Raw genomic sequence first — 25,744 nt, forward strand, 5'->3', positions numbered from 1 at the left:
TCGGTCATGGCACCAGAAGCGTTTGTCGAACTGTTTCAAGATGCGCTCTACCTGATCATTATCATGGTATGCGCCATCATTATTCCCGGTTTGCTGGTGGGTCTGATTGTCGCTATTTTCCAAGCGGCGACCTCTATCAACGAACAAACCTTGAGTTTCTTACCCCGTTTGATTGCCACCTTGCTCGCGCTGATGCTCTTTGGGCATTGGATGACCCGTATGCTCATGGAGTATTTCTTCCGCCTGATGGAAGAGATACCGCATTTGCTGTACTGACGAGCCTCACCGTATGGAATACCCAGCCAGCATCATCCTCGAGTGGTTAGCCCAGTTCTTCTGGCCGCTGACCCGCATCTCGTCAATGATGATGACAATGACGTTTTTCGGCGCACGTTTCGTGCCGGTTCGTGTACGTTTATACCTGTCACTTGCGATTACGTTTGCCGTCATGCCGTCCATTCCTCGTGTACCCGACACGGTGGAGTTGGTGTCGCTTGGCGGCGTCATCATGCTGGCACAACAGATTTTGATTGGCGTGGCGATGGGTACCGTCACCCAGTTCATCATTCAAACCTTCGTGTTGTTAGGTCAGATTCTGGGTATGCAATCGAGCTTGGGTTTTGCCTCCATGGTGGACCCCGCCAATGGTCAGAACACGCCTTTGCTTGGTCAGCTCTTTATGTTTGTGGCTACCATGATTTTTCTCGCGACTGATGGGCACTTACAAATGCTGAACCTGGTGGTGATGAGTTTCAAAAGCCTCCCCATTGGCGAATCGCTGCAATCCGCGGATTTTCGGGCCATGGCTTCTTGGTTCGGCATCATGTTCAGCGTGGGACTTGGTATGTCGTTGGCAGGGATTATTGCGCTGCTCACGGTTAACCTTTCTTTCGGTATCATGACGCGTGCCGCGCCTCAGTTAAACATTTTCTCGCTTGGTTTCTCCTTTGCATTGCTGGTGGGTTTATTGATCTGCTGGTACATCCTCAGTGGCATCTTGCCGCATTACTTGAATCACTGGGATACGGGTCTGAATACCATCTGTGACTTGATTCGTCTCGACTGCGCTAACGGCGGAGGTGCCTAATGGCAGAGAACGACGGTCAAGAACGCACAGAAGACGCCACACCCCGAAGGCGGGAGCAGGCGCGGGAGAAAGGTCAGGTTCCGCGCTCAAGAGAATTGGCATCGGTTGCAGTACTGGTTCTTGGTGCTGTTGCGCTGATGTGGTTCGGGGGTGGGCTTGGCGAAGCCTTGCTGGAGGTGATGCGAAAGTTCTTCACGCTAACGCGAGGAGAGATATTTGACGTCACGTCGTTGGGCAACATTATTTATGGCGCGATCTTCCATCTCGTGTTGCCACTCATGCTGATCCTACTGACACTATTTGTCGCGGGGCTAGTGGGGGCTGCGGCCTTAGGCGGCGTATCCTTTTCGTGGGAAGCTGCACGCCCTAAGTTATCGAAGATGAGCCCATTGCAGGGTATTAAGCGCATGTTCGGTAAGCAGAGCATGGTAGAGCTTATCAAGTCGATTCTGAAAGTCGCCCTGGTGTCTGGCGTCGCTTTCTACTTGATGTGGGCGAGCTTAGAAGACTTCTTCCAGCTCAACATTGAAACCTTCCCCGCAAACCTTTTTCACGCGCTCGATATTCTCTTGAACTTCGTGCTTTTGATCAGTTGTTCGCTGCTGGTTGTGGTCGCGATCGACGTGCCATTCCAAATCTGGCAGCACAATGATCAGTTAAAAATGACCAAGCAAGAAATCAAAGACGAATACAAAGACACCGAAGGTAAGCCTGAAGTAAAAGGCCGTATTCGTATGCTCCAGCGTGAAATGGCGCAGCGACGTATGATGTCTGAAGTGCCTTCCGCCGACGTGGTGATCACCAACCCGGAACACTATTCTGTCGCGCTGCGCTATGACAGCAAGATAGACAAAGCCCCCGTAGTGGTCGCCAAAGGCTCTGATTTCCTCGCGTTAAAAATCCGAGAAATAGCCGCAGAGCACGACATCATGATTGTCCCTGCGCCGCCTCTTGCACGTGCGGTTTACTATAGCACTGAACTTGAGCAACAAATTCCCGACGGCCTGTTTGCTGCCATCGCACAATTGCTTGCGTATGTTTTCCAGTTGAAGCAATACAAGAAAGGGCGTGGGCGTAAGCCTAAGCCTCTTGTCGAGCAGCAAATGCCCATACCGACAGAATTACGTCGCTAATCGTTCAACAACTGTACAGTTTGCGTAATAAACTGATTAAAAAGACAAAAAAACATGGTTCGTTTTTTGCTAGATAGGGTGTAGTGATTTAGCCCGAGACGACAGACAAACCATGAAGCTCTCTTTGCCGTTCTACGACAAGGTCCAAAATAAACTCCCTTTCAAGGTTGGCGTTATGCCTGCGATTGGCGCACCTGTGTTGGTGTTGTCAGCGCTCGCCATGGTTGTTCTTCCTGTTCCCGCTTTTTTGCTCGATATGTTCTTCTCGTTCAACATCGCCTTGTCGCTTGTTGTCCTTTTGGTGACCATCTACACCCGTAGGCCCCTCGATTTTGCAGCGTTTCCCACCGTTCTTCTTATAGCCACACTTTTACGCTTGGCGCTGAACGTTGCATCTACCCGTGTTGTTCTATTGCATGGTCATGAAGGCCCAGGCGCTGCAGGTGAGGTGATTGACGCGTTTGGTTCTGTGGTTATCGGCGGTAACTACGCGGTAGGTCTGGTGGTGTTCCTGATCTTGATGATCATTAACTTCATGGTTGTGACCAAAGGTGCGGGACGAATTTCCGAAGTAAGCGCGCGCTTCACCTTGGATGCCTTACCGGGTAAACAAATGGCCATCGATGCGGATTTGAATGCTGGCCTGATAAACCAAGACCAAGCAAGAACGCGTCGTCAAGAAGTGACGAAAGAAGCGGATTTCTACGGTTCGATGGATGGTGCGTCAAAATTCGTTAAGGGCGATGCCATCGCGGGTATTTTGATTCTTGCCATCAATATCATCGGTGGTCTCTCCATCGGTATGATTCAACACAACGTGAGCTTCTCTGAAGCGATTGAAATCTACACCTTGCTGACCATTGGTGACGGCCTCGTTGCTCAAATCCCATCGCTACTGTTGTCGATTGGTGCGGCAATCATGGTAACGCGCCAGAACACCGACGAAGACATGGGTCAGCAGTTGGTGTTCCAACTGGTCGATAACCCTAAAGCGTTAATTATTGCCACGGGCATTTTGTTCGTGATGGGTATTGTGCCGGGCATGCCGCATGTGCCGTTTCTGGCACTCGCCTTAATTTGTGGCGGCTTTGCCTATTGGAAAGTGAAGACACAAGAAAAAATCAAAGCGGCAGAACTGGCGAAACCGAAGCAAGAAATCGTGGCACCAAAACCAAAAGATTTGTCTTGGGATGATGTTCAACCTGTTGATGTGATTGGGTTGGAAGTGGGGTATCGCTTAATCCCTATGGTTGACAGAGACCAAGGTGGCGAGCTGCTTGATCGCGTGAAAGGGGTGCGTAAGAAGCTTTCGCAAGACTTTGGTTTCCTTATTCCGCCGGTACATATTCGTGACAACCTTGAATTGCCGCCAAACAGCTACCGCATCACCTTGATGGGCGTCGCTGTCGGTGAAGCTGATATTCGTCCTGACAATGAATTGGCGATTAACCCCGGGCAAGTGTTTGGCCCCATTGATGGTGAGCCAACGATTGACCCTGCGTTTGGTTTGGAAGCGGTGTGGATTGAAAAGTCGCAGCGTGAACATGCACAAGCATTGGGGTATACCGTGGTGGACTCCGCCACTGTATTGGCGACGCACCTTAGTCAAATGTTAACCAACAACGCTGAGCGTCTGCTGGGACATGAAGAAGCGCAGAACTTGGTTGAGCTTCTGTCGAAACAAGCTCCTCGCTTGGTTGAGGGTTTGATCCCCGATCTTATTTCGCTGGGCGTGGTGGTGAAAGTGATGCAGAACTTGCTGAATGAAGCCATTCCTATTCGCGATGTACGAACTATCATACAGACACTTTCTGAGTACGCGCCGAAGAGTCAAGATCCCGACATTTTAACTGCCGCTGTGCGAATTTCATTGAAGCGTTTAATCGTTCAAGAAATCAATGGTATAGCGCCAGAACTACCCGTTATCACTTTGGTTCCTGAGTTGGAACAGATATTGCATAAAACTATGCAGGCATCAGGGGGAGAGTCCACTGGCATTGAGCCAGGACTGGCAGAGCGTTTGCAACAAAGCCTGTCAGAGGCGACGCAACAGCAAGAATTGCAGGGTGAGCCTGCCGTGTTGTTAACGTCAGGTGTATTACGCTCAACCCTAGCCCGATTTGTGAAGAACACGATTCCGACGCTTCGCGTACTCTCTTACCAAGAAGTGCCGGATGAAAAACAGATAAGAATTGTGAGAGCGGTTGGCAACTGATGCCAAGCATCAGTAAATCAGGACAACGATTTTGAAGATTAAACGATTTTTTGCCAAAGACATGCGAACTGCACTAGCCGAAGTGAAAGAAGCTTTGGGTGCGGATGCAGTCATCATGTCAAACAAGAAAGTGACTGGCGGCGTCGAAATCGTGGCGGCTGTCGACACTGAAACGCCAACTCGCGACACGCGCCAAGACGCGGCGCGTACACAAATGGCGCAAAGCATGGATCGCGTTCACCAGCAACGCCGCTTGGTGGAAGACAAAGTGCACGTGCGCCGTGACATCAACAAAGAAACGGCGAGAAGACCTTTGGGTGGTGCGCTTGGGAGTAAGTTCTCTAGCTTGCTCGACCGTTATCAGTCTCAGTTACCTGAGAGTCAAGTTGATGACGAACCAGGCCAAGAAATGGATTCGCTCACTGCATTATTGGCTCGTCAAAAAGATGCGCGACTACGCCAAACTGAAACGGCGTATGCAGGGCAACCTTCTTCAAACCGCCGCGAAGCAAATGCTTCACAAGGTTACGGCAACGCGCCACAACAATCTTCACAAAGTAGCCAAAGTCGCAGTGGTTATGGCGCCTCGCAAGGCTATGGCTCGTCCCAAAACACCAGCCAACATGCGCGTAACCAACAAGCCAAAGGGCAAGAACTTGACCGTCTGTATCGTCAAAAACGTGACGAGGCAGATCGCCGCGACATGCGTAGCAATGGTCGCCAAGAAAATAGACTCGACGCAACCCGCGTTGAATCTCGTAAAAATGCACCACGTCAAACTGACGAAATGGAGGCCATGCGCAAAGAAATGGCCACCATTCGCGGCCTTTTAGAACACCAATTATCAGGTTTGATGTGGCAAGAAGTTGAACGTAAAGAACCGCTTCGCGCGATGCTGATTAAACGGTTAGAGAAGATGGGTCTGTCCCCTGTTCTTGCTGATCAATTAGCAGGCTATATCCCTGAGGATACACCCCCGAACGAAGCCTGGACGGAGTTGCTTGATTTGGTTGCAGATCAAGTGATTACGACCGACGAAAACCTGCTAGAAACAGGCGGTGTGATTGCGTTGTTAGGCCCAACGGGCGTAGGCAAAACCACCACCATTGCAAAATTGGCAGCGAGAGCAGCAATGGACTTTGGTCCGGAAGACATAGCCCTCGTTACAACAGATACATTTCGTATCGGTGCGCACGAGCAATTAGCAACCTACGGCCGAATTTTGGGCTGTCCAGTAAAAGTTGCTAAAGATGCCGAGGCACTGGCCGATATACTGTATCAGTTACGTCATCGACGACTGATTCTGTTAGACACTGCAGGAATGGGGCAGCGGGATCTTAGGTTATCCGAACAGCTGGACACGCTCATTCAAAGCAGCGGTTCACATATCCGAAGCCTACTCGTGTTACCAGCGACATCTCAACGTCGCGTGTTGCAAGAGACGATTGACCATTTCCGACGCATTCCACTCTCCGGATGCGTACTGACTAAGTTGGATGAATCCCTCAGTCTTGGGGAATTACTCAGTGTGACCATTGAAAACGCACTGCCTGTGACTTACTTGGCTGACGGCCAGCGAGTTCCAGAGGACATCCGACAGGCGAGCGGAAGGTATTTGGTCAACAAAGCCAGTGAATTAATGGCACAGGATTCAGAGCAGCAAAACCATTTCTGGAGTCATGATGTACCAGAGTCGAATGCGGCGGACTTTTATGATTGAGACAACCATGCATGATCAAGCAAGCGGCCTCCGCCGCCTGACCAACCCGACTCGCACCAAAGTGATTACCGTCACCGGAGGTAAGGGGGGCGTTGGTAAAACAAACATTACGTTGGGCATCGCTGCTTCCATGGCGAAACAAGGCAAGAAAGTCATGGTCTTGGATGCCGATTTGGGTCTTGCCAATGTTGACGTATTGCTTGGCCTTCGAGTGGGCAAGAATTTGAGCCACGTAATGCAGGGGCTGTGTGACCTAAAAGACATTATTGTTGAAGGTCCTCACGGTATGCGCATTATTCCTGCGTCGTCAGGAATGCGAGGCATGACAGAACTTAGCACGGCTCAACATGCAGGACTTATCCGCGCATTTGGTACCTTGGATGAAGAAGTGGATGTGTTGCTGGTGGATACCGCAGCCGGCATTTCTGACATGGTGTTGAGCTTCTCCCGTGCAGCGCAAGATGTGGTTATCGTGGTGTGTGACGAACCCACATCCATCACAGATGCTTACGCGCTCATTAAATTATTGAGCCGTGAACACGGTGTAACACGCTTTAAAGTCGTCGCCAACATGGTGCGCAGTTATCGTGAAGGTAGAGACTTATTTACAAAATTAACGCGAGTAACTGAAAGATTTTTAAATGCTAATCTAGAATTAGTAGCATGTGTCCCATTAGATGAACGTGTGCGACAGTCTGTGAAGAAGCAAAAAGTGGTTGTTGATGCGTTCCCAAGTTCACCTGCGGCGTTGGCATTGAATGCGCTAGCGAATAAGGCGCTGACTTGGCCAGTACCACGAAATCCAGGTGGTCATTTAGAATTTTTTGTTGAAAGACTGCTCGTGAGAGACGAGGCAGCGGGGGATTACCTCAGTGAATAGAGCGCTCACCTACAGCAGGACAGGCGCATCCACTGAGACGGTGATTGAGCAGTACTCTACGCTTGTTAAGCGTATTGCTCACCACTTGATCTCACGGTTGCCCCCGAATGTTCAGGTCGAGGATCTAATTCAAGCCGGCATGATCGGTTTGTTAGAAGCGCAACAAAACTATGACCCTTCCAAAGGGGCGAGTTTCGAAACCTACGCAGGTATCCGAATTCGTGGCGCGATGCTTGATGACATTCGAAAGGGTGACTGGGTACCGCGTTCTGTTCACAAGAACAACCGTCAGATCAGTGACGCCATTGCACACCTAGAAGGTGAGTTGGGTCGCGATCCAAACGACAAAGAAATTGCAAAACGTCTAGGCATGAGCCTTGAGCAATACCACAACGCATTAAACGACATCAATTCAGGGCGTTTAATCGGGATGGATGACCTAGGCGTTTCAGAAGATGCTTTCGTGATTGAAAGCCATCGAGAAGAAAATCTTCCCTTCCAGGAAGTGGAGGAGGATAGCTTCAAGGTTCACTTGGCAAAAGCTATCACCGAGCTTCCTGAAAGAGAGGCTTTGGTGCTCTCTCTCTATTACGATGAGGAACTTAACCTCAAAGAGATTGGTGCCATTATCGGGGTCAGTGAATCCCGAGTTTGCCAGATACAAAATCAGGCAATGCAGCGGTTACGGACTAAGCTATCCGCTTGGTCAAAGTAAGTTTTAACAATTATAAGGGACCTCACCGGAGGCAACTTTGAACACAAACATGAAAATCCTCATTGTTGATGACTTCTCAACAATGCGCCGTATCGTTAAGAACCTCCTTCGTGATCTGGGTTTCAACAACACTGTTGAAGCTGATGATGGCCTAACAGCTCTGCCAATTCTCAAGAAAGGCGGAATCGAGTTTGTCGTCACTGACTGGAACATGCCTGGCATGCAGGGCATTGATTTGCTCAAGAACATCCGTGCAGATGATGAATTAAAACATCTTCCTGTATTGATGATCACTGCGGAAGCCAAGCGTGAGCAAATCGTTGAAGCTGCTCAAGCGGGTGTAAATGGCTATATCGTTAAGCCGTTTACCGCTGCAACGTTAAAAGAGAAGCTGGATAAGATTTTCGAGCGCATGTGATCTGCTTCTTCGCGCAGTGAAGGAATATTTAAACGATGATAACACTCGACCAAGCTAAAGAGCTGGTCAGTTTTCTCGAAGAAGGGAATCAGGAAAGTGCGAATGAATTGCTGCTAAAAATCAGCAGTGAGAGTCGCAATCCGCTCTTCAATGAGGTGGGGAAACTGACCCGACAACTGCATGATTCGTTGTCTAATTTCCGCTTGGATCCGCGCGTCAATGATCTCGCTAACAGCGAGATCCCTGATGCAAAAGATCGCCTTAACTTTGTTATGGAAAAAACGGAACTTGCCGCCAACCGAACCATGGACGCAGTCGAAGCGACGTTGCCCATTGCTGATAATCTTCAGGAATGCCTCGCTCAAGTTCGTCCTCAATGGAACAACTTGATGGGAGGGCGGATTGACCTCGTGAGTTTTAAAGACCTGTGTCACCAGATCGACGGACTTTTGACGCAGGTGGAAGGCGACACGACCAAACTGCACGGTCAATTGACTGAAATACTTATGGCGCAAGATTTCCAAGACTTAACAGGTCAGGTCATTCGACGCGTTATTGAGTTGGTGCAGGAAGTAGAAAAACAACTGGTCGAAATCTTAACCGCGTTTGGGTTGGAAGACGATCAGCAAGAAGAAACAGAACAAATATCTGGCATCGTGGCTGAAGGTCCGGTCGTCACTGAGGAACAGCGTCAAGAGAAAAACGTGATGCAGAGTCAGGACGATGTGGACGACTTGCTTTCTAGCCTGGGCTTTTAGGGGTGCGTTATGAGCTTTGAAATGGATGAAGAAATCCTGCAGGACTTTTTGATCGAAGCAGGTGAAATTCTGGAGTTATTGTCTGAGCAGTTAGTGGATCTGGAAAAATCGCCAGAAGACCGCGATTTGCTGAACGCAATATTCCGGGGATTCCACACGGTTAAAGGTGGTGCTGGCTTCTTATCGCTCAAAGAGTTGGTAGATACCTGCCACGGTGCGGAAAATATTTTCGATAATCTCCGCAATGGCGGTCGCGAACTGACACCTGAGGTGATGGATATCATCCTTCAAGCGCTCGACACCGTTAACGAACAGTTTGCGTGTGTTCAGCAAAGCGAACCTGCCCCAGCGGCCGATCCAGCATTGCTGGACGCGCTGCACAAATACAGCCGCCCCGCGTCTGAAGACGAAGCGTCGGCAGAGCCAGAACCAGAGCCGGAACCCGAGCCAGAACCAGAACCTGAGATAGTCGCGGAAGCGCCTGCTGAGGAAGGTGATGCGATCGCCGGTGATTCCGTCGATGAAATTACCGATGACGAATTTGATCGTTTGCTTGACCAACTTCATGGATCAGGCAAAGGGCCACAAGTAACAGAAAAACCTGCAGCGGAAGCGCCTGCGGCGGGATCGGACAGCGGTGACATTACGGACGACGAGTTCGAAAAACTGCTTGATGAGCTGCACGGTTCAGGCAAAGGGCCACTTGATGGAGACGCGGCTGCGCCACCTCCTCAAAACGCTGCGGTAGAAAGTCCGAGTGGTGATGACATCACTGACGACGAATTTGAAAAGCTTTTGGATGACTTGCACGGTAAAGGCAAAAGCCCTATCGACAATGCACCGAAAGCCGAAGCACCAAAAGCGGAGCCAGCGCCTGCGCCGAAGCCAGAACCTAAGCCTGTGCCGAAAGCCGAAGCGCCAGCAGCAAAACCGCCAGCGGTTGCCGCTAAGCCACCTGCAAAAGCAGACGACAAGAAACCACCTGTTCCTCAAGCTGAGCAGACAGTGCGTGTAAACACCTCAACGCTCGATACCATCATGAACATGGTGGGTGAGTTGGTGTTGGTGCGTAACCGTTTGGTGAGTTTGGGTGCCAACAGTGAGGATGAGAACATGGCGAAAGCCGTGACCAACCTCGATGTGGTGACTGCTGACTTGCAAGGTGCGGTCATGCAAACACGCATGCAGCCTATCAAGAAAGTATTTGGTCGTTTCCCTCGCGTTGTTCGAGATTTGGCGCGAAGCCTTAAAAAAGACATTGTGTTGGAAATGCGTGGTGAAGAAACCGATTTGGACAAGAACTTGGTGGAGGCATTGGCCGATCCCATGGTCCACTTGGTGCGTAACTCGGTCGACCACGGCATTGAAATGCCAGACAAGCGTGAGCAAAACGGTAAACCTCGTGTGGGTACCGTTACCCTTGCTGCATCGCAAGAAGGTGACCATATCCTGTTGACCATCGAAGATGATGGCGGCGGTATGGATGCTGAGAAGCTTCGTGGCATCGCGGTAGAACGTGGTGTGATGGATGCAGATGCTGCAGCGCGTTTGACAGATACCGAGTCATTCAACCTGATTTTTGCGCCTGGTTTCTCAACCAAAACAGAAATTTCGGATATCTCTGGTCGTGGTGTGGGGATGGATGTGGTGAAAACTGCGATCACCCAGCTCAACGGCACGATCTCCATCGATTCAGTATTGGGTCGCGGTACGATCATTTCGATCAAAGTGCCACTGACGCTCGCCATTCTGCCAACCTTAATGGTCGGTATTGGCGGCAACCCATTTGCTTTCCCACTTTCTAACGTTAATGAAATCATTAGCCTAGATTTGGCGAGAACCAATACGGTTGATGGTCAATTGACCTTAATTGTTCGCGATAAAGCCATTCCATTGTTCTACTTGCAAGATTGGCTGTGTAAGAAGCGTGCGTCGAAGAAAGACTCTGGGCATGTCGTCATCATTCAGATGGGTCATCAGCCTGTTGCCTTTGTTGTTGATTCACTCATTGGTCAGGAAGAGGTGGTCATTAAACCTCTTGATGAATTGCTGCAAGGTACGCCGGGTATGGCGGGTGCGACAATCACCAGTGATGGTCATATTGCTTTGATTCTCGATGCACCGAATCTGCTTAAACGTTACGCGGGACGATAAGAGTAATAAGGACTGATATGGCAGTGAAAGTGTTGGTGGTGGATGATTCGAGCTTTTTCCGCCGCCGAGTGAGTGAGATTATCAATGGCGACCCGCGCCTCCAAGTCATCGACTGTGCAGTCAATGGTAAAGAGGCGGTTGAAAAGACGGCGCAATTGAAGCCAGATGTCATCACCATGGACATTGAAATGCCGATCATGGATGGGATCACTGCGGTTCGAGAGATCATGCAGGCCAATCCAACGCCCATTTTGATGTTTTCATCGCTGACGCACGATGGCGCGAAAGCGACACTGGATGCGTTAGACGCGGGTGCACTAGACTTCCTGCCTAAAAAGTTTGAAGACATAGCAAGAAACCGCGATGAAGCGGTTTCTCTGCTACAACAACGCGTGAATGAAATCGCACGTAAGCGCGCATTCATGCGTCGTCCAATGCCCACTGCGCGTCCAGCAGTCGCAGCGCCTGTTGCTACTACTGCCGCGACGGCGACAGCAACGCCGACACGTACGCCAGTGCGACCATTTTCTAGTCCGGCAGGTTCTGCGCTATCAACCCGCTCGGCCGCGCCTGTCTCGATGAGTCGATTCAAAGCCAGTGGTAAGCGTTATCAACTTGTCGCGATTGGCACGTCTACGGGTGGACCGGTTGCATTGCAGAAAGTGCTGAGTTCACTTCCAGCGAATTTCCCTCTTCCGATTTTGTTGATCCAGCATATGCCTTCAACGTTTACCGCAGCCTTTGCTCAACGCCTTAATGGTTTGTGCAAAATCTCGGTGAAAGAAGCGCAAGACGGTGACACCTTGCAAGCGGGCACCGCATACCTTGCGCCTGGCGGTATGCAGATGATGATTGATGGTCGTCCCGGTGCGGCTCGCCTCAAAATCATCGACGGTGGCGATCGCATGAACTACAAACCCTGCGTTGATGTGACGTTTGGGTCTGCCGCCAAGATATATGGTGATAAAGTATTATCCATGGTTTTGACGGGCATGGGCGCAGACGGTCGTGACGGAGCAAGAATGTTGAAAGAAGAAGGGTCAACAGTCTGGGCTCAAGACGAAGAAAGTTGCGTTGTTTATGGCATGCCACAGGCGGTCGCAAAGGCAGGGATTTCGACAGAAGATCTTCCCCTTGAGCGAATTTCTGAGCGCATTCTCGTCGAGCTCAACTTGGTATAAGGAGCAGTCGTGATAGTCTGGAGTATTGCAAACCAGAAAGGCGGCGTTGGAAAAACAACATCCACGATTACCCTTGCTGGTCTTCTCAGTGAAAGAAACAAGCGTGTATTGCTGATCGATACCGATCCGCATGCCTCGCTCACCACCTATCTGAATTACGATTCAGATACATTGCCACGTTCTCTTTTTGACCTCTTTCAGCTTCAGACGATTAATCGCGATACGGTAAAGCCGCTTATCCTCAACACTGAGTATAAGAACCTTGATTTGTTGCCTTCTCATATGTCGCTCGCCACGCTTGATCGTGCCATGGGGAACCGCGGTGGCATGGGGTTGGTGCTGAAAAAGACGCTCGCGTGCCTCGAAGAAGAATACGATTATGCGTTGATCGATTGCCCGCCAATCTTGGGGGTAATGATGGTGAACGCGTTAGCGGCCAGTAACCGCATTTTAATTCCTGTACAAACCGAGTTCCTCGCAATGAAGGGGCTCGAACGCATGATCCGCACGCTGCAAATTATGCAGAAGTCGCGCAGCTCTGCGTTCAAGGTATGCATTGTGCCTACCATGTATGACAAACGGACACGCGCCTCTCTTGAAACCCTTCAAGAACTCAAAGTGCGATACCCCGATCAGGTATGGACATCGGCTGTGCCTATTGACACCAAATTCCGCGATGCGAGCTTGAAACACATGCCGCCATCGTATTACGCAAAAAATTGTCGTGGCGTTTTTGCTTATAAAACGCTGCTCTCTTACCTGGAGCGATTAGAGCAGGATGAAAGATAGCGGTGCTTTATCCAGTGTTGAAGCACTGGACGCTTACTTTGATGCTTTGTTGGGAGAGGATGATGTCATCCAACAGGAAGAGGCTGTGCAACCAGACAACGCGTTTCTGGATGCCGATTTCTCAGAGGCACCTGCACCAGCGTTAAAACTGCAAGAAGTGACCAGCCCTGAACGTTTTACGGGCAGAACACTGACGCAGGAGGAGCGCGATCTCTCTCATGTCGAAAAACTGTTAAGCCAATTAAAGCTTGATGACGACATGGAGGTAGAAGTTGAAGAACTCACGGATGTTGATTTGGCATCTGAGGTTGAAACCGACGTTGAGACGGTCACTGATGCAATTGCTGCGGTAGAGGCGTACACAGAAGCCTTAACCGAAACCGTGGATGAGGTCGCTGAAGTGACGCCTTCGGTGTCATTGCACTTAGTGACTGACACGGAAACTGATGTCGCGGCAGAGATCGAAACCGAGTTAGATACTGAGGTCGAGGTTGATACTGACGTTGAGCTTGATGTGGCACTCAGTGTCGATACTTCGGTAGCCGAAGAAATAACGTTTCAAGAAGAGACAGAGCTTCAAGAAGAGACTGAACTTCAAGAAGACACGACGCTGCTTGAAGAGGTTGAGGTTCAACAAGACATTGAATCTGCCACAGTCACGCCGCTTCATGTCGATACAGATGTTGTCGTAGAGACCAATGTTACTGAAGAGGCTTACGTTGAGTCTGATGTTGAAACCGACATTGCTTTTGATACTGATGTTGATAGTGAACTGGACACGCAGGCAGGTGAAGATCTCATTCCGCCTTGGCAGAACATCGTGCCAGAACACGCGTTCCAAGTGCTCTTTTTTGAATCGATGGGCGTAACATACGCCGTGCCGCTGGCAGAGCTTGGCGGCATCCACCAACTTGGTGAATGCAATCATTTGATTGGTCGCCCAGATTGGTATTTGGGATTGCAGACAGAACGCGATCAGCAACTCGATATTGTTGATACCGCGAAATGGGTAATGCCAGAAAAAATAACAGATAACAGCCATCGCGATGACTATAGTTATATTGTGATCTTAGGTGATAGCAAATGGGGTTTAGCATGTGACACCCTGTTAGGCACAGAGTCACTGAATGGAGAGCAAGTGCGGTGGCGCGAACAAGCGGGCAAACGGCCTTGGTTGGCTGGATTGGTCAAACAAAAGATGTGTGCACTTATTCATGTCGAAGCGCTAATTGCCATGCTTAATCAAGGTATTGATGCCAATGCATTGGCGTAACTGACGTAGCACAGCACGTAAAGAGGAAAACAAATGTCTCAGGTAGCTGAAGTCCAAAAAGACAACGTGAACGATGAGGTCCTGCAGTGGGTGACCTTCCAATTGGAAGACGAAACCTACGGCATTAATGTTATGCAGGTTCGCGAGGTTTTACGTTACACCGAAATCGCGCCTGTACCTGGTGCGCCAGACTATGTACTGGGCATTATCAACCTGCGCGGTAACGTTGTGACGGTTATCGACACACGTTCACGCTTTGGTTTGATGCAAGCTGATGTGACAGACAACACACGTGTAATCGTGATTGAAGCTGAATCGCAAGTGATCGGCATCATGGTTGATAGTGTGGCGGAAGTGGTTTATCTGCGTACCTCTGAAATTGATACCACACCAAGCGTTGGTACGGATGAAAGCGCGAAGTTTATTCAAGGCGTGAGCAACCGTAATGGCAATCTGTTGATCTTGGTTGATCTCAATAAACTGCTCTCTGACGAAGAGTGGTCTGACATGGCTATGCTGTAATGCTCGATGTCGTGTTGTACTGGTTACCACTCGGTGTTTCAGTTGTCATCGGGGTTGTTCTACTTATCCTGCTTCGTCGGGAAAAAAAGGCGCGACAGGCGTTAGAAACCAAATTTCAAGCCATGGAATTGGTTTATAAAAATGCACGCCAGCAGCAAGAGAGCCTGACAAAGCAGTTCAATGAACTGCGCGCAGGTTCGATAGGTATGAGCCAGAAGCTTGCAGAGCTTTCACAACGTTTCGATGACGTTGTTGATAAGCAAAACGAGCTAGAAATGCACGACCCAGACGGTCGACTGTATAGTCGAGCGAGCAAGATGGTAGAGCTAGGCGCAGATATCCACGAGTTAATGGAAGAGTGTGATTTGCCGAAGGCAGAAGCGGAATTGCTTCTGAGTATTCGAAAGCAAAGACTTGTGCGATAACTGACAGGTGAAGCAAGCGTTGCGCTTGCTTATACCGACTGATTCACAAAAGCCCCTTCCCATCCGGGAGGGGCTTTTCCGTCTAAGTACCAGGCGAATGCGATCAATTCTGCGATCACCAAATAGAGCTGTTCAGGAATGTCGTCGCCCACTTCCAGCGCGGAAAGCCAATTCATTAACGTCTCATCGCTGTGTATGAGCCCGCCATTCTTTTCCATCTCTTCTATAAGTTTTTCCGCCAAGGCCTCGTAGCCTTTCGCGCTTACCGTTGGCGTGTTTACGCCATCATATCGAAGTGCTACAGCGCTTTTTTCTTTCTTCATACTTGTATATTAACCCCGCTTGAAACCGTCGCTGGTGCGGAAGGCTCCGTGACTTCTACGTTGATGTCCGACAAACGAAGCTGATGTTTGCTCAATTGTTTTTCTAACACCGGCAGCGCCGCTTCAACACGTTTTTTAAGGCCTTTGGAATTGGTGGAAAAGGTCAGTGAGAGTGCTTGGTCTTCAAGCTCTGCCGTTGCTAACACCGTACGATTTTTGGAAAGCGTTAAATTGACTGTGACAGACCAACGAGATTTTTTCGTTTTGGCGCGGGTCTTCTTCACGGTGACGTGCACGGGTGTTTGTTGTTCAGGGTGGAAAGGGAACAACCAAGTGAACTCGCCGGGCTTGTTGCTGTCTTGAAAGCGTTGCTCTGCAAAAAGCATGAGCATGGCTTTTAATCGGCTTGAACTTTCATTGTCAGCGGTCGACAAAAGACGCAGAGCATCAAGCGTACTTTTGTCTGTTTGACGTTCTGCTAACCAGTTGGCGGCGACGTCGGGTTTGTTGGGCATAAATAAGGTGTTAAGAAGCATCGCGAGAGGTGCTGAGGGTGCATTTTGGGCGCCCGTCGTTCGTGTTAACAACGGGAAAAGATTCATCAGTGATAATAATTGAGAAAGCTGTGAACTATTCGTTCCAGTTTTAACAAGAGATTTCGAATTTTCTTGGCCGATTAACAACACACTCTCTACGGGCTTATTCTTCAGCACTTCAAGCATTAATGCACTGATGTTACTGTTATTATCGATTTTCATACTTACTCACAATTAGTCACATTTGAGCGAGAGCGTTGGGATCGTGCCGCTAACGATTTTAAAAACCTCTATGTTATTATCGGGCAGATTTTTCATTACTTTATCGGGAATTGACAATCGTTATGTTGGAAGTGCGTCAACTAAGCAGCATTCGTGATGAGCGCGTGTTGTTTGAAGACCTCAATTTTACCGTGTCGCCCGGTGATCTTGTTCAGATAGAAGGGCCGAATGGCGCGGGTAAAACAACCTTGCTACGCATTATTGCGGGGCTGGGGTTGTCAGAGTCTGGTGACGTACTTTGGAACGGCAGCTCGGTGACAAAATCCAGAGAAGAGTTCTACAGTGATCTCTTGTTCTTGGGTCATAGCACTGGCGTTAAGCGTGAGCTAACGGCGTATGAGAATCTGGCGTTCTACCAAAAAATGCACGGTACTCCCGATGAGGATCGCCTTTGGGATGCCCTTGCTCGTGTGGGGCTGGCTGGGCGAGAAGACGTTCCTGCCGCTCAATTATCGGCGGGACAGAATCGACGTGTTGCATTGGCTCGACTTTGGGTCAGTGAATCTTTACTTTGGATCCTTGATGAACCCTTAACGGCCATTGATAAACAAGGTGTTAAAGTATTGGAACAGCTATTCCAGAAACACGTTGATAACGGGGGCATTGTGCTGTTTACCACTCACCAAGACATGTTCCACGATAACCCTAAGCTTCGTCGCATCACTTTGGGGGCGTAATGGGTAAGGCGCTATTTCAACTTATTCATCGTGAACTCTTGGTGGCGTTTCGTCGTCAATCTGACATGTTGAACCCGTTGTGGTTTTTCATCATTGTCATCACCTTGTTCCCGTTAGGCGTCGGGCCTGGGCCAAACCTGCTTGCAGAGATTGCGCCGGGTATTATCTGGGTCGCGGCATTGTTGGCGGCCGTTGTCTCGCTTGAACGGCTCTTTCGTGATGACTTTGTCGACGGCTCATTAGAACAAATATTGTTGATGCCAGAACCACTTCCGGTCTTAGCATTTGCAAAAGTGGTGGCGCATTGGTTGCTCACGGGTTTGCCGCTATTGATCATAAGCCCACTTCTAGCAGTATTACTTTCATTAGATTGGCCGACATACAAAGCGGTCGTGTTGACGTTACTGTTAGGAACACCAACATTGAGCTTCTTAGGCGCGATTGGTGTTGCATTGACCGTCGGCCTGAGAAAAGGCGGCGTGCTTCTGAGCTTACTGGTGTTGCCTTTGTTCATCCCAGTATTAATTTTCGCTACATCTGCCATTGATATGGCAGCCAATGGATTTCCGATTAACGGGCAACTCGCCATCCTTGGTGCGATGTTGGCAGGGTCGGCAACCTTATCACCTTTTGCAGTGTCAGCGGCACTGCGCGTGAGTGTTCAATAATTCTTATAATTTACTGAGAGCGGTAATAGCAATGTGGAAATGGCTTCATCCCTATGCCAAACCAGAGGCAACCTACCAGCTGTGTAATACACTGCTGCCTTGGTTCTCTGTACTGGCATTGTTGTCCTTGATTACAGGTACGATATGGGGGCTTGCGTTTGCGCCTTCTGACTACCAACAAGGTGACAGCTTCAGGATCATCTACATCCATGTGCCAGCAGCGATTTGGTCAATGGGTGCGTATATGTCGATGGCAATTGCCGCCTTTATCGGCCTTGTATGGCAAATCAAAACCTCCGACTGGGCAGCTGCTGCAATGGCACCGATTGGTGCTGTATTTACCTTTATCGCCCTTGTGACAGGTGCAGTATGGGGTAAACCAATGTGGGGTGCTTGGTGGGTATGGGATGCGCGCCTAACATCAGAGCTTATTCTGCTGTTTCTTTACTTGGGTGTGATTGCCCTGTACAACGCATTTGATGATGAGCGTACCGCAGGTCGTGCCGCTGGCATTCTTGCCATGGTGGGGGTGATTAACTTGCCGATCATTCACTTTTCTGTGGAATGGTGGAACACCCTTCACCAAGGCGCAACCATCACCAAATTTGCGAAGCCTTCCATTGCGTCAGACATGCTTTGGCCCTTGCTGCTGAACATCTTTGGTTTTGCATTCTTCTTTGGTGCATTGACCTTGATGGGACTCAAAAACAAAATCCTTCAGCGTGAAGCGCATCGCCCTTGGGTGCATCAATTGGTAGAGCGAGGATAATCATGCATTTTACTTCCTTCTCAGCATTCTTAGACATGGGCGGCTATGCCGTTTATGTGTGGAGTTCTTTCGGTATTACGTTTGGTGCCTTGTTGTGGCTGGTTGTTTCTGCCCACCTGACACGCCGTAAACTCTTCAATGACATTAAAAATAGAGCCGCCAGAGAGCAGCGCATTAAAAATGCCCAAAATATGGAGAACACATTATGAACCCAAGACGTAAAAAACGATTAGGGCTGGCACTGGCCTTAGTGTTGGGCGTAGGTGCGACGATTGGGCTGATGCTGTATGCGTTGAATCAGAATATGGATTTGTTCTACACGCCAACGGAATTGGTGAACGGTAAGCCTGACGGCACGAAACCTCAGGTAGGCCAGCGTTTAAGAATCGGTGGCATGGTTGTCGCGGATTCCGTTGAACGTGACCCTGACTCGCTCAAAGTGAGTTTCAAAGTGGCCGATGTAGGCCCACAAGTTACCGTGATTTTTGAAGGTATTCTTCCAGACCTGTTTCGTGAAGGGCAGGGCATTGTGGCGCAAGGTGAGTTGGTGAACGCTAACACCGTGAAAGCGCACGAAGTGCTCGCGAAGCACGATGAAGAATACATGCCACCTGAAATTGCAGAGGCCATGAATAAAAGTCATCAGCCTCTTGAATACACAGAGCAACAAAAAGGTAGCTACTAATGATTGCTGAACTGGGGCATTTCGCCCTGATCATCTCCCTCGGCTTTTCGGTGCTCTTGAGCATCTATCCGCTTTGGGGCGCGCAGGTTGGAAATCAAGCCATGATGCGCTCAGCCCGTCCATTGGCGATTGGCATGTTCCTCATGTTGCTGATGTCATTCTTCGCGCTGAGCTGGGCGTTTTACGTCAATGACTTCACCGTCAGCTACGTGGCGAGTAACTCGAACAGTGCGTTGCCTTGGTATTATCGCCTCACCGCGGTGTGGGGGGCTCACGAAGGGTCTTTGTTGCTTTGGGTGTTGATCCAAGCGGGTTGGACACTTGCCGTTGCTCTGTTTAGCCGTGGTATGCCACAAGAATCTGTCGCGCGCGTGTTGGCTGTGATGGGCATGATCGGCGTTGGCTTCTTACTTTTCATTATTCTGACGTCAAACCCCTTTGACCGCACCTTGCCTTACTTCCCTGTTGATGGCCGTGACCTTAACCCGTTGTTGCAAGATCCGGGTCTGATTGTTCACCCGCCAATGCTATACATGGGGTACGTAGGCTTCTCCGTTGCGTTTGCGTTTGCCATTGCATCCTTGATGGCGGGACGTTTGGATACCGCATGGGCGCGTTGGTCTCGTCCTTGGACAACCGCTGCATGGGTGTTCTTGACGATCGGTATCGCGCTGGGCTCTTGGTGGGCGTACTACGAACTTGGCTGGGGTGGCTGGTGGTTCTGGGATCCAGTAGAAAATGCATCGTTCATGCCTTGGTTGGCGGGTACGGCGTTAATGCACTCACTCGCGGTGACTGAAAAGCGCGGTACCTTTAAAGCGTGGACGGTATTGCTTGCGATCTCTGCGTTCTCGTTAAGCCTATTGGGCACCTTCCTTGTGCGTTCTGGCGTACTGGTTTCGGTGCACGCCTTTGCATCTGATCCAACCCGTGGTCTCTTTATTCTGGCGTTCTTGGTGGCCGTTATTGGTGGCTCTTTGCTGCTTTATGCATTGCGTGCATCAGAAGTGCGTGTGCGCGGTAACTTTGAATTGGTGTCCCGTGAAAATGCGCTACTGGCAAACAACATCCTATTGATTGCAGCCCTTGTGGTTGTACTGTTGGGTACACTGCTGCCATTGGTTCACAAGCAAATTGGTTTGGGTTCAGTCTCTATCGGCGAACCGTTCTTTAACTTGCTCTTCACCTGGCTGGCCGTGCCGTTTGTGTTCCTTTTAGGTATTGGCCCTCTGGTTCGCTGGAAGCGCGACAACCTGAAAACCGTGAAGAAAGAACTTATCATTAGCGGCATCTTGTCGATCCTTGGTGGTATTGCGCTGGTCGCCATCTTTGCTGATACCTTTATGCCGCTTGCCGCGCTAGGTGCAGTGATGGGCTTGTGGATCATCCTTACCCAATCGTTCGAAGTCTACCAACGCGCAACGCACCGTGATGCATTCATGACGGGTGTGCGTAAGCTGGGTCGCAGTCACTGGGCCATGGTATTCGGTCATATTGGTCTTGCCGTGTCGATTCTTGGTATCGCCATGGTGCAGAACTATGACATCGAACGTGACGTGAAGATGGCGCCGGGCGACACCGTCGAAATTCAAGGTTATCACTTCAACTTTGCAGGTCTTCGTGACAAAGACGGCCCGAACTATGACGGCTACATCGCTGACTTTGATGTTTACCGTGGTGATCGTCGCATCAATACATTGCATGCAGAGAAGCGTTTCTACAACGTACAGCGCTCGATGATGACTGAAGCCGCCATTGATCGCGGCATCACGCGTGACCTTTACATTGCCATGGGTGAACGCTTGCCTGATGGCGCTTGGGCTGTGCGTATTTACTACAAACCGTTTGTTCGTTGGATTTGGTTCGGTGCGGTATTGATGGCCGTTGGCGGTATCTTTGCGATGTCGGATAAACGTTACCGTTTTAGACAGAAATCGACATCGGCGATCAGCGCCGAGCCAGCGAAGGAGATTTAAGGGTGAAACGTCCTTTATTGTTTATCCCATTGGCTCTTTTCATGGTGCTTGTGGCGGTGTTTTTCGTTCAGCTTGGTAAGAATGCGGACGGTGATGATCCAACCAAACTTGAATCTGTGTTGGTGGGTAAACCGGTGCCTGAATTCCGTTTGGAAGATTTGGCAGAAGCTGGGAAGCTCTATGACCAAGGTATTTTCCGTGGACAACCTTTGTTGCTCAACGTATGGGCAACATGGTGTCCAACCTGTTATGCCGAACACTCATTCTTGAATGAGTTGGCGGGCGATGGTGTGAAAATCATCGGGCTGAACTACAAAGATGATCGTGTTAAAGCGATCGGTTGGTTGAATCAATTGGGTAACCCTTATTTGATCAGCTTGTTTGATGGTAACGGCATGTTGGGGCTGGATCTCGGTGTGTACGGCGCGCCTGAAACCTTCCTTATTGATGCGAATGGCATTATTCGTTATCGCCACGCGGGTGATGTAAACACACGCAATTGGGAAGACACCTTGAAGCCGATTTATGACCAAATGTTGGCGGAGGCGAAAGGATGATGAAACGTATCCTGTTGCCGTTAATTCTGGCAGCGAGTGCAGCATTCTCTGTGTCTGCAGCGATTGAGGTTTATGAGTTTGATACGCCAGAGCAAGAGGCGGCGTTTCACCAGTTGGGGAAAGAGCTTCGTTGTCCTAAGTGTCAAAACAACAACATTGCGGATTCCAATGCAGGTTTAGCGCAAGACCTTCGTGCCAAAGTGTATGAAATGCTCAAACAAGGCAAAAACGAAGATGAGATTGTCGAGTACATGGTTGCCCGTTATGGCAACTTTGTGACCTACAATCCGCCGCTAACCGCATCAACCATGATTCTGTGGGCTGGTCCGCTATTGTTTGTGATTGGTGGTTTCACCGTGTTGGTAATGCGCAGCCGCAAGAGCCCGAAAGTGGCGAAAAACACGGCATTAGACAGTGAAGAACAAGCAAGGCTTGATGCGTTGCTGGATGAGCACAACTCAGAAAAGAAAAAGGATGACCAAGCATGACAGAAACGATGTTTTGGCTGATCACTGCCTTGATGATGCTGGTATCCATTGCAATCTTTGTGTTGCCGATTTATCGCGGGAAAGACCAAGATGAAGAAGCCAGCCGTGATGAGCTGAACAAGGCATTCTTCCGTGATCGTATGGAAGAAATTGAGGAAGAAGCGCAAGAAGGTTTGATTGAAAACCAGGGTGAACTTGCTGTTGAACTAAAACAATCCTTGCTTGATGACATTCCAACGCAACAAGCCGTCACTGAAAGCAAGAATACAGTGTCAGCGATGATGCTTGCACCGGGCGTGTTAATTTTGGTGATACTGAGCTACTTCCTCTACAACACTTTTGGTAGCTACGGTGCTGTGGTGTCATGGCAAGAAACCACGAACAAGTTGCCTGAACTTTCTCAGCGCTTGATGTCAGATTCACAAGAGCCGCTTTCCGACCAAGAAATGGCGGATCTTACGCTGGCGCTTCGCACCAAACTGCAACAGACACCTGATGATGCAATGGGCTGGTTGCTGCTAGGCCGTATTGGGATGGCGAATCGTGATATTCAGACAGCGGAAGGCGCAATGGCGAAAGCGTATGACCTTTCTCCTCTGAATAGCGACATCAAATTAGGCTACGCACAATCGCTGATCTTTTCGGGCGATGAAACCAACGTAACCAAAGCACGCGGTTTACTTCGTGAAGTGATTCGAGAAGATCACGCGAACATGCAGGCATTCTCATTGTTAGCATTTGAAGCATTCGAGCGAGGTGCTTATGATGAGGCGATTGCAGCTTGGTCGACCATGAAGAAGTTGCTGCCTGAGAATGACCCACGCATTGCAATGCTTGAGCGCAGCATTGATCGCGCAAATGCACAAATGAACGTGGGTTCTGGTCAGAAAGTGTCTGTGACTGTCACGCTGGATGAAGATGTGGTTCTTCCCGAGCAAGGTGTATTGATTGTCTCTGTGCATTCAGCAGACGGAGCACCAATGCCCATTGCTGCGAAACGACTACCGATCAATCAGTTCCCATTGATTGTCGAGTTAACGGATGCTGACAGTATGATCCCTGAGCGCCTCATGTCGTCATTGCCTGAAGTCTTGGTGAAAGCGCGCATTGACCATGATGGAAACGTCATGACGAAAGACGGTGATTGGTTTGGAGAAACCTTGCCGTTTGCGTTAGGCGGACAATCGCAGATAGTGATTAACCAAAAGTATTAACTGATTTATACTTTCTGGTAACAATTGAAACGGGCTGGTGTAAACCAGCCTCTTTTTTGGAAATAATAATACAATGTGGAAAGGCTTTTTACTGGCAGTAGGCCTTGTGGTTGGGTTGAGCGGATGTGCTCAAACACCTGAAGAGAACACTGCTGACGCAGAAACGAATACAGAAACCCATGTCGCGCACCCGAATGATCCGTTTGAAGGGTTCAACCGCGCGATGTGGGCATTTAACTATGATTATCTCGACCCGTATGTCGCGCGCCCTGTGTCTGTGGCTTACGTAGACTATGTGCCGAACTGGACGCGAACAGGTATCTCAAACTTTATCAATAACCTTGAAGAGCCTGCGAGCATGATCAACAGCCTCATCATGTTGGAAGGTGAAGACGCGCTTGTTCACTTTAACCGGTTCTGGTTGAACACTGTCTTTGGTTTGGGCGGCCTTATCGATCTTGCCTCGGCGGCAAATGTTCCTAAACTCAGTGACCGACAGTTTGGCGATGCGATGGGCTATTACGATATAGGGCAAGGCCCGTATATCATGGTACCAGTCTACGGCCCAATCACAGTACGAGAAGGGGTGGGTGATGCGGTAGATGGGTTATACCCGCCTTTGTCACTGCTGACGTTCCCGCAATCCGTAATCAAGTGGGCATTGGATGGCATGGAAACGCGCGCTGCACTGGTGAAGCAAGAAGGCATTCTTGAAAATTCACCGGATCCGTATGCATTCACGCGTGATGCGTATCTGCAAAACAAAGCCTTTAAAGCGCGTGGTGGCGAGATCGAAATCGATGCTGATGAAGAAGATGATGAATACTTAGAAGACTTGATGGACGAGATTGACGCCTACTAAGGCTGCCGCCATCTCTGTATCGAACAAAAAGCCACTCGACTGAGTGGCTTTTTTTGTCTGCTAACGTTGAGCTTACACTCAGCCTGTCAGTTGACGTTTAGAAGCGGTAGCTCGCTTGAACACCTGCTAGCCAAACGCTGCCAGAGGTTTTACCTTCAAATGACCCGCCAAATAGCTGACCAAGTTGATCAGATGCAACGTGATCACGAGGCTCTTTGACTGGCGCTTCTTTCGCAAAGATATAGGTGAAACCCGCATCTAGCGTTAGGTTTTTAGACCACTCGTAACCCGCACCTAGGCTTAGCCATAGGCGGTCAGTTTCTGGAATGGTGATCGTGCGGTTCGCATCATCTACCGCTGATGTGTCGTAAGCCACACCTGAACGAAGTTCTGTTTTGTCGTTTAGCTGGTAGGTTGTACCTACTGCAAAACGATAGTTATCGCGCCAATTCTCTTCTTTCACCATCTGAGTAGGCTCAGACAAAGACGGAATGTTCGCCTCTAGTTTTTCGAACTCACTCCAATCGGTCCAATTCACGCTTGCGTGAATTGCTACTTTCTCTGTGAGTTGGTGGAAGCTAGCAATTTCTGCTGTAGCAGGTAACCCTAACTCCATGCTGCCAGGCAATTGACCTGTCGTGGTACCGAAAGACAATCCCGATGCATGACCTTCAAGCTTTAGATCAACCGCTGAACGGTAGTTGAAACCGATACGGTTTGCTTCGTTAATTTGCCAAGCAGCACCCGCTTGCCAACCCCAAGACGTATCGTCACCTTCCATGTATTTAAGTGTCGTACCATTCGGTACAACAGATAGGCCACCTTGGCCATTTGGCATTAGGGTTGCTGAAGAACTTTTTGCACCAATGCTGCCTTCACCCATCACAAAGCGTACGCCACCACCAATTGAGAACTGGTCGTTAATGCGGTAAGCCACATTTGGGTTGATTTCAACGGTAGTAATCGATGCCTCATTACCGAATTGCGTCCCTTTAAAATTATCATCTAACTTGGTGTTCATGCCGAAGTTAGAAGCCAGTGAAAGGCCAAGAAACACTTGGTCATTGACTTGGTGAGAGACATAGAAGTTTGGAACGACAGCAGCATCCGCAAAATCTTTAGATGATGTTTGCGTCTCGTTACCGAAGAAGGTTGTTGTACCGTCAACATCGACATTTGGGTCAACGTAGATCATGCCCGTCGATACTTGTGTACCTTCAAGGTACGTCAGCATCGCAGGGTTACGAAATTGTGCAGCAGCATTATCTGCCATCGCTGCTTCACCCGCGTATGCGCGGCCTAGGCCAGTTGCTGAATACTCTGCAAGCTGGAAACCTGCAGCATATGCAGATGTTGAAGAAAGAGAGCCAAGAGCGGCTGCAATAGCCAACGGTAGAATTTTATTCTTGTTCATAAGTCACAGATTGCTTTTTTAGG

General features: G+C 49.5%; 28 protein-coding genes. 25 read left to right on the plus strand and 3 right to left on the minus strand.

Annotation, left to right across the window (positions count from 1 at the left end; genetic code table 11):
- Window positions 1–6: 6 nt before the first annotated feature.
- From fliQ to EQP46_RS07505, 15 genes are all read left to right on the plus strand, one after another.
- The gene (gene fliQ / locus EQP46_RS07435; RefSeq protein ID WP_129493045.1) at window positions 7–276 is read left to right on the plus strand and encodes a flagellar biosynthesis protein FliQ; all 270 of its coding nucleotides are present in this window, start codon (window positions 7–9) and stop codon (window positions 274–276) included.
- Between the two features lie 13 nt (window positions 277–289).
- On the plus strand, window positions 290–1,087 hold the full coding sequence (fliR, locus tag EQP46_RS07440; RefSeq protein ID WP_129493046.1) for a flagellar biosynthetic protein FliR: 798 nt from the start codon (window positions 290–292) through the stop codon (window positions 1,085–1,087).
- Window positions 1,087–2,220 carry a flagellar biosynthesis protein FlhB gene (gene flhB, locus EQP46_RS07445; protein WP_129493047.1) on the plus strand — a complete coding sequence of 378 codons (1,134 nt, stop codon included), beginning with the start codon at window positions 1,087–1,089 and terminating at the stop codon, window positions 2,218–2,220. Before fliR ends, flhB begins: the two co-directional genes overlap by 1 nt.
- 112 nt (window positions 2,221–2,332) lie before the next feature.
- Complete coding sequence (gene flhA / locus EQP46_RS07450; RefSeq protein WP_129493048.1) at window positions 2,333–4,435, plus strand: flagellar biosynthesis protein FlhA; 2,103 nt, start codon at window positions 2,333–2,335, stop codon at window positions 4,433–4,435.
- 31 nt (window positions 4,436–4,466) lie between these two features.
- Complete coding sequence (flhF, locus tag EQP46_RS07455) at window positions 4,467–6,155, plus strand: flagellar biosynthesis GTPase FlhF (protein ID WP_129493049.1); 1,689 nt, start codon at window positions 4,467–4,469, stop codon at window positions 6,153–6,155.
- Window positions 6,148–7,035: a MinD/ParA family protein gene (locus EQP46_RS07460; protein ID WP_017009379.1), complete on the plus strand. Its 888-nt coding sequence runs from the start codon at window positions 6,148–6,150 to the stop codon at window positions 7,033–7,035. The genes flhF and EQP46_RS07460 overlap by 8 nt, the downstream gene beginning before the upstream one ends.
- Entirely contained in the window at window positions 7,028–7,750 is a 723-nt protein-coding gene (locus EQP46_RS07465; RefSeq protein ID WP_129493050.1) for an RNA polymerase sigma factor FliA, read from the plus strand. The genes EQP46_RS07460 and EQP46_RS07465 overlap by 8 nt, the downstream gene beginning before the upstream one ends.
- 49 nt (window positions 7,751–7,799) lie before the next feature.
- Window positions 7,800–8,168 (plus strand): chemotaxis response regulator CheY, encoded by a 369-nt coding sequence (gene cheY, locus EQP46_RS07470; protein WP_129493051.1) that lies wholly within the window; start codon window positions 7,800–7,802, stop codon window positions 8,166–8,168.
- A 35-nt stretch (window positions 8,169–8,203) separates the two neighbouring features.
- Window positions 8,204–8,926, plus strand: coding sequence for a protein phosphatase CheZ (locus tag EQP46_RS07475; RefSeq protein WP_129493052.1), 723 nt, complete (start codon window positions 8,204–8,206; stop codon window positions 8,924–8,926).
- 9 nt (window positions 8,927–8,935) lie between these two features.
- Entirely contained in the window at window positions 8,936–11,080 is a 2,145-nt protein-coding gene (locus EQP46_RS07480) for a chemotaxis protein CheA (protein WP_129493053.1), read from the plus strand.
- Between the two features lie 17 nt (window positions 11,081–11,097).
- A complete protein-coding gene (locus EQP46_RS07485) occupies window positions 11,098–12,261 on the plus strand; it encodes a protein-glutamate methylesterase/protein-glutamine glutaminase (RefSeq protein ID WP_129493054.1) in 1,164 nt (387 codons plus the stop codon).
- A gap of 9 nt (window positions 12,262–12,270) precedes the next feature.
- Window positions 12,271–13,050, plus strand: coding sequence for a ParA family protein (locus tag EQP46_RS07490; RefSeq protein ID WP_129493055.1), 780 nt, complete (start codon window positions 12,271–12,273; stop codon window positions 13,048–13,050).
- A complete protein-coding gene (locus EQP46_RS07495) occupies window positions 13,040–14,323 on the plus strand; it encodes a chemotaxis protein CheW (RefSeq protein ID WP_129493056.1) in 1,284 nt (427 codons plus the stop codon). The genes EQP46_RS07490 and EQP46_RS07495 overlap by 11 nt, the downstream gene beginning before the upstream one ends.
- Before the next feature lie 33 nt (window positions 14,324–14,356).
- The gene (locus tag EQP46_RS07500) at window positions 14,357–14,845 is read left to right on the plus strand and encodes a chemotaxis protein CheW (protein WP_129493057.1); all 489 of its coding nucleotides are present in this window, start codon (window positions 14,357–14,359) and stop codon (window positions 14,843–14,845) included.
- Entirely contained in the window at window positions 14,845–15,270 is a 426-nt protein-coding gene (locus EQP46_RS07505; RefSeq protein ID WP_102318308.1) for a DUF2802 domain-containing protein, read from the plus strand. The genes EQP46_RS07500 and EQP46_RS07505 overlap by 1 nt, the downstream gene beginning before the upstream one ends.
- A gap of 29 nt (window positions 15,271–15,299) precedes the next feature.
- Here EQP46_RS07505 and EQP46_RS07510 read toward each other — a convergent pair whose 3' ends face one another.
- Complete coding sequence (locus EQP46_RS07510) at window positions 15,300–15,593, minus strand: EscU/YscU/HrcU family type III secretion system export apparatus switch protein (RefSeq protein ID WP_129493058.1); 294 nt, start codon at window positions 15,591–15,593, stop codon at window positions 15,300–15,302.
- On the minus strand, window positions 15,590–16,351 hold the full coding sequence (locus tag EQP46_RS07515; RefSeq protein ID WP_129493059.1) for a flagellar hook-length control protein FliK: 762 nt from the start codon (window positions 16,349–16,351) through the stop codon (window positions 15,590–15,592). The genes EQP46_RS07510 and EQP46_RS07515 overlap by 4 nt, the downstream gene beginning before the upstream one ends.
- Before the next feature lie 122 nt (window positions 16,352–16,473).
- Here EQP46_RS07515 and ccmA point away from each other — a divergent pair, with 122 nt between their 5' ends.
- The 10 genes from ccmA to EQP46_RS07565 all read left to right on the plus strand — a co-directional run bounded on the left by ccmA (window position 16,474) and on the right by EQP46_RS07565 (window position 24,307).
- Window positions 16,474–17,088 carry a cytochrome c biogenesis heme-transporting ATPase CcmA gene (gene ccmA / locus EQP46_RS07520; protein WP_129493060.1) on the plus strand — a complete coding sequence of 205 codons (615 nt, stop codon included), beginning with the start codon at window positions 16,474–16,476 and terminating at the stop codon, window positions 17,086–17,088.
- Window positions 17,088–17,756 carry a heme exporter protein CcmB gene (gene ccmB / locus EQP46_RS07525; RefSeq protein WP_129493061.1) on the plus strand — a complete coding sequence of 223 codons (669 nt, stop codon included), beginning with the start codon at window positions 17,088–17,090 and terminating at the stop codon, window positions 17,754–17,756. The genes ccmA and ccmB overlap by 1 nt, the downstream gene beginning before the upstream one ends.
- A gap of 31 nt (window positions 17,757–17,787) precedes the next feature.
- Window positions 17,788–18,525, plus strand: coding sequence for a heme ABC transporter permease CcmC (locus EQP46_RS07530; RefSeq protein WP_129493062.1), 738 nt, complete (start codon window positions 17,788–17,790; stop codon window positions 18,523–18,525).
- 2 nt (window positions 18,526–18,527) lie between these two features.
- Complete coding sequence (gene ccmD, locus EQP46_RS07535; protein WP_129493063.1) at window positions 18,528–18,734, plus strand: heme exporter protein CcmD; 207 nt, start codon at window positions 18,528–18,530, stop codon at window positions 18,732–18,734.
- A complete protein-coding gene (gene ccmE, locus EQP46_RS07540; RefSeq protein ID WP_129493064.1) occupies window positions 18,731–19,210 on the plus strand; it encodes a cytochrome c maturation protein CcmE in 480 nt (159 codons plus the stop codon). The genes ccmD and ccmE overlap by 4 nt, the downstream gene beginning before the upstream one ends.
- Window positions 19,210–21,186, plus strand: a complete 1,977-nt coding sequence (locus EQP46_RS07545; protein ID WP_129493065.1) for a heme lyase CcmF/NrfE family subunit — start codon at window positions 19,210–19,212, stop codon at window positions 21,184–21,186. The genes ccmE and EQP46_RS07545 overlap by 1 nt, the downstream gene beginning before the upstream one ends.
- A 2-nt stretch (window positions 21,187–21,188) precedes the next feature.
- Window positions 21,189–21,743 carry a DsbE family thiol:disulfide interchange protein gene (locus EQP46_RS07550; RefSeq protein ID WP_129493066.1) on the plus strand — a complete coding sequence of 185 codons (555 nt, stop codon included), beginning with the start codon at window positions 21,189–21,191 and terminating at the stop codon, window positions 21,741–21,743.
- On the plus strand, window positions 21,743–22,231 hold the full coding sequence (locus EQP46_RS07555) for a cytochrome c-type biogenesis protein (protein ID WP_129493402.1): 489 nt from the start codon (window positions 21,743–21,745) through the stop codon (window positions 22,229–22,231). Before EQP46_RS07550 ends, EQP46_RS07555 begins: the two co-directional genes overlap by 1 nt.
- Complete coding sequence (ccmI, locus tag EQP46_RS07560; protein ID WP_129493067.1) at window positions 22,228–23,445, plus strand: c-type cytochrome biogenesis protein CcmI; 1,218 nt, start codon at window positions 22,228–22,230, stop codon at window positions 23,443–23,445. The genes EQP46_RS07555 and ccmI overlap by 4 nt, the downstream gene beginning before the upstream one ends.
- 73 nt (window positions 23,446–23,518) lie before the next feature.
- Window positions 23,519–24,307 carry an MlaA family lipoprotein gene (locus tag EQP46_RS07565; protein ID WP_129493068.1) on the plus strand — a complete coding sequence of 263 codons (789 nt, stop codon included), beginning with the start codon at window positions 23,519–23,521 and terminating at the stop codon, window positions 24,305–24,307.
- A gap of 97 nt (window positions 24,308–24,404) precedes the next feature.
- On the opposite strand, the gene EQP46_RS07570 is transcribed toward EQP46_RS07565, so the two are convergent.
- The gene (locus EQP46_RS07570) at window positions 24,405–25,721 is read right to left on the minus strand and encodes an outer membrane protein transport protein (RefSeq protein WP_129493069.1); all 1,317 of its coding nucleotides are present in this window, start codon (window positions 25,719–25,721) and stop codon (window positions 24,405–24,407) included.
- Window positions 25,722–25,744 lie beyond the last annotated feature (23 nt).

This window comes from Enterovibrio baiacu (genome assembly GCF_004120195.1).
In the GTDB taxonomy this organism is placed as follows: Bacteria; Pseudomonadota; Gammaproteobacteria; order Enterobacterales; family Vibrionaceae; genus Enterovibrio; species Enterovibrio baiacui.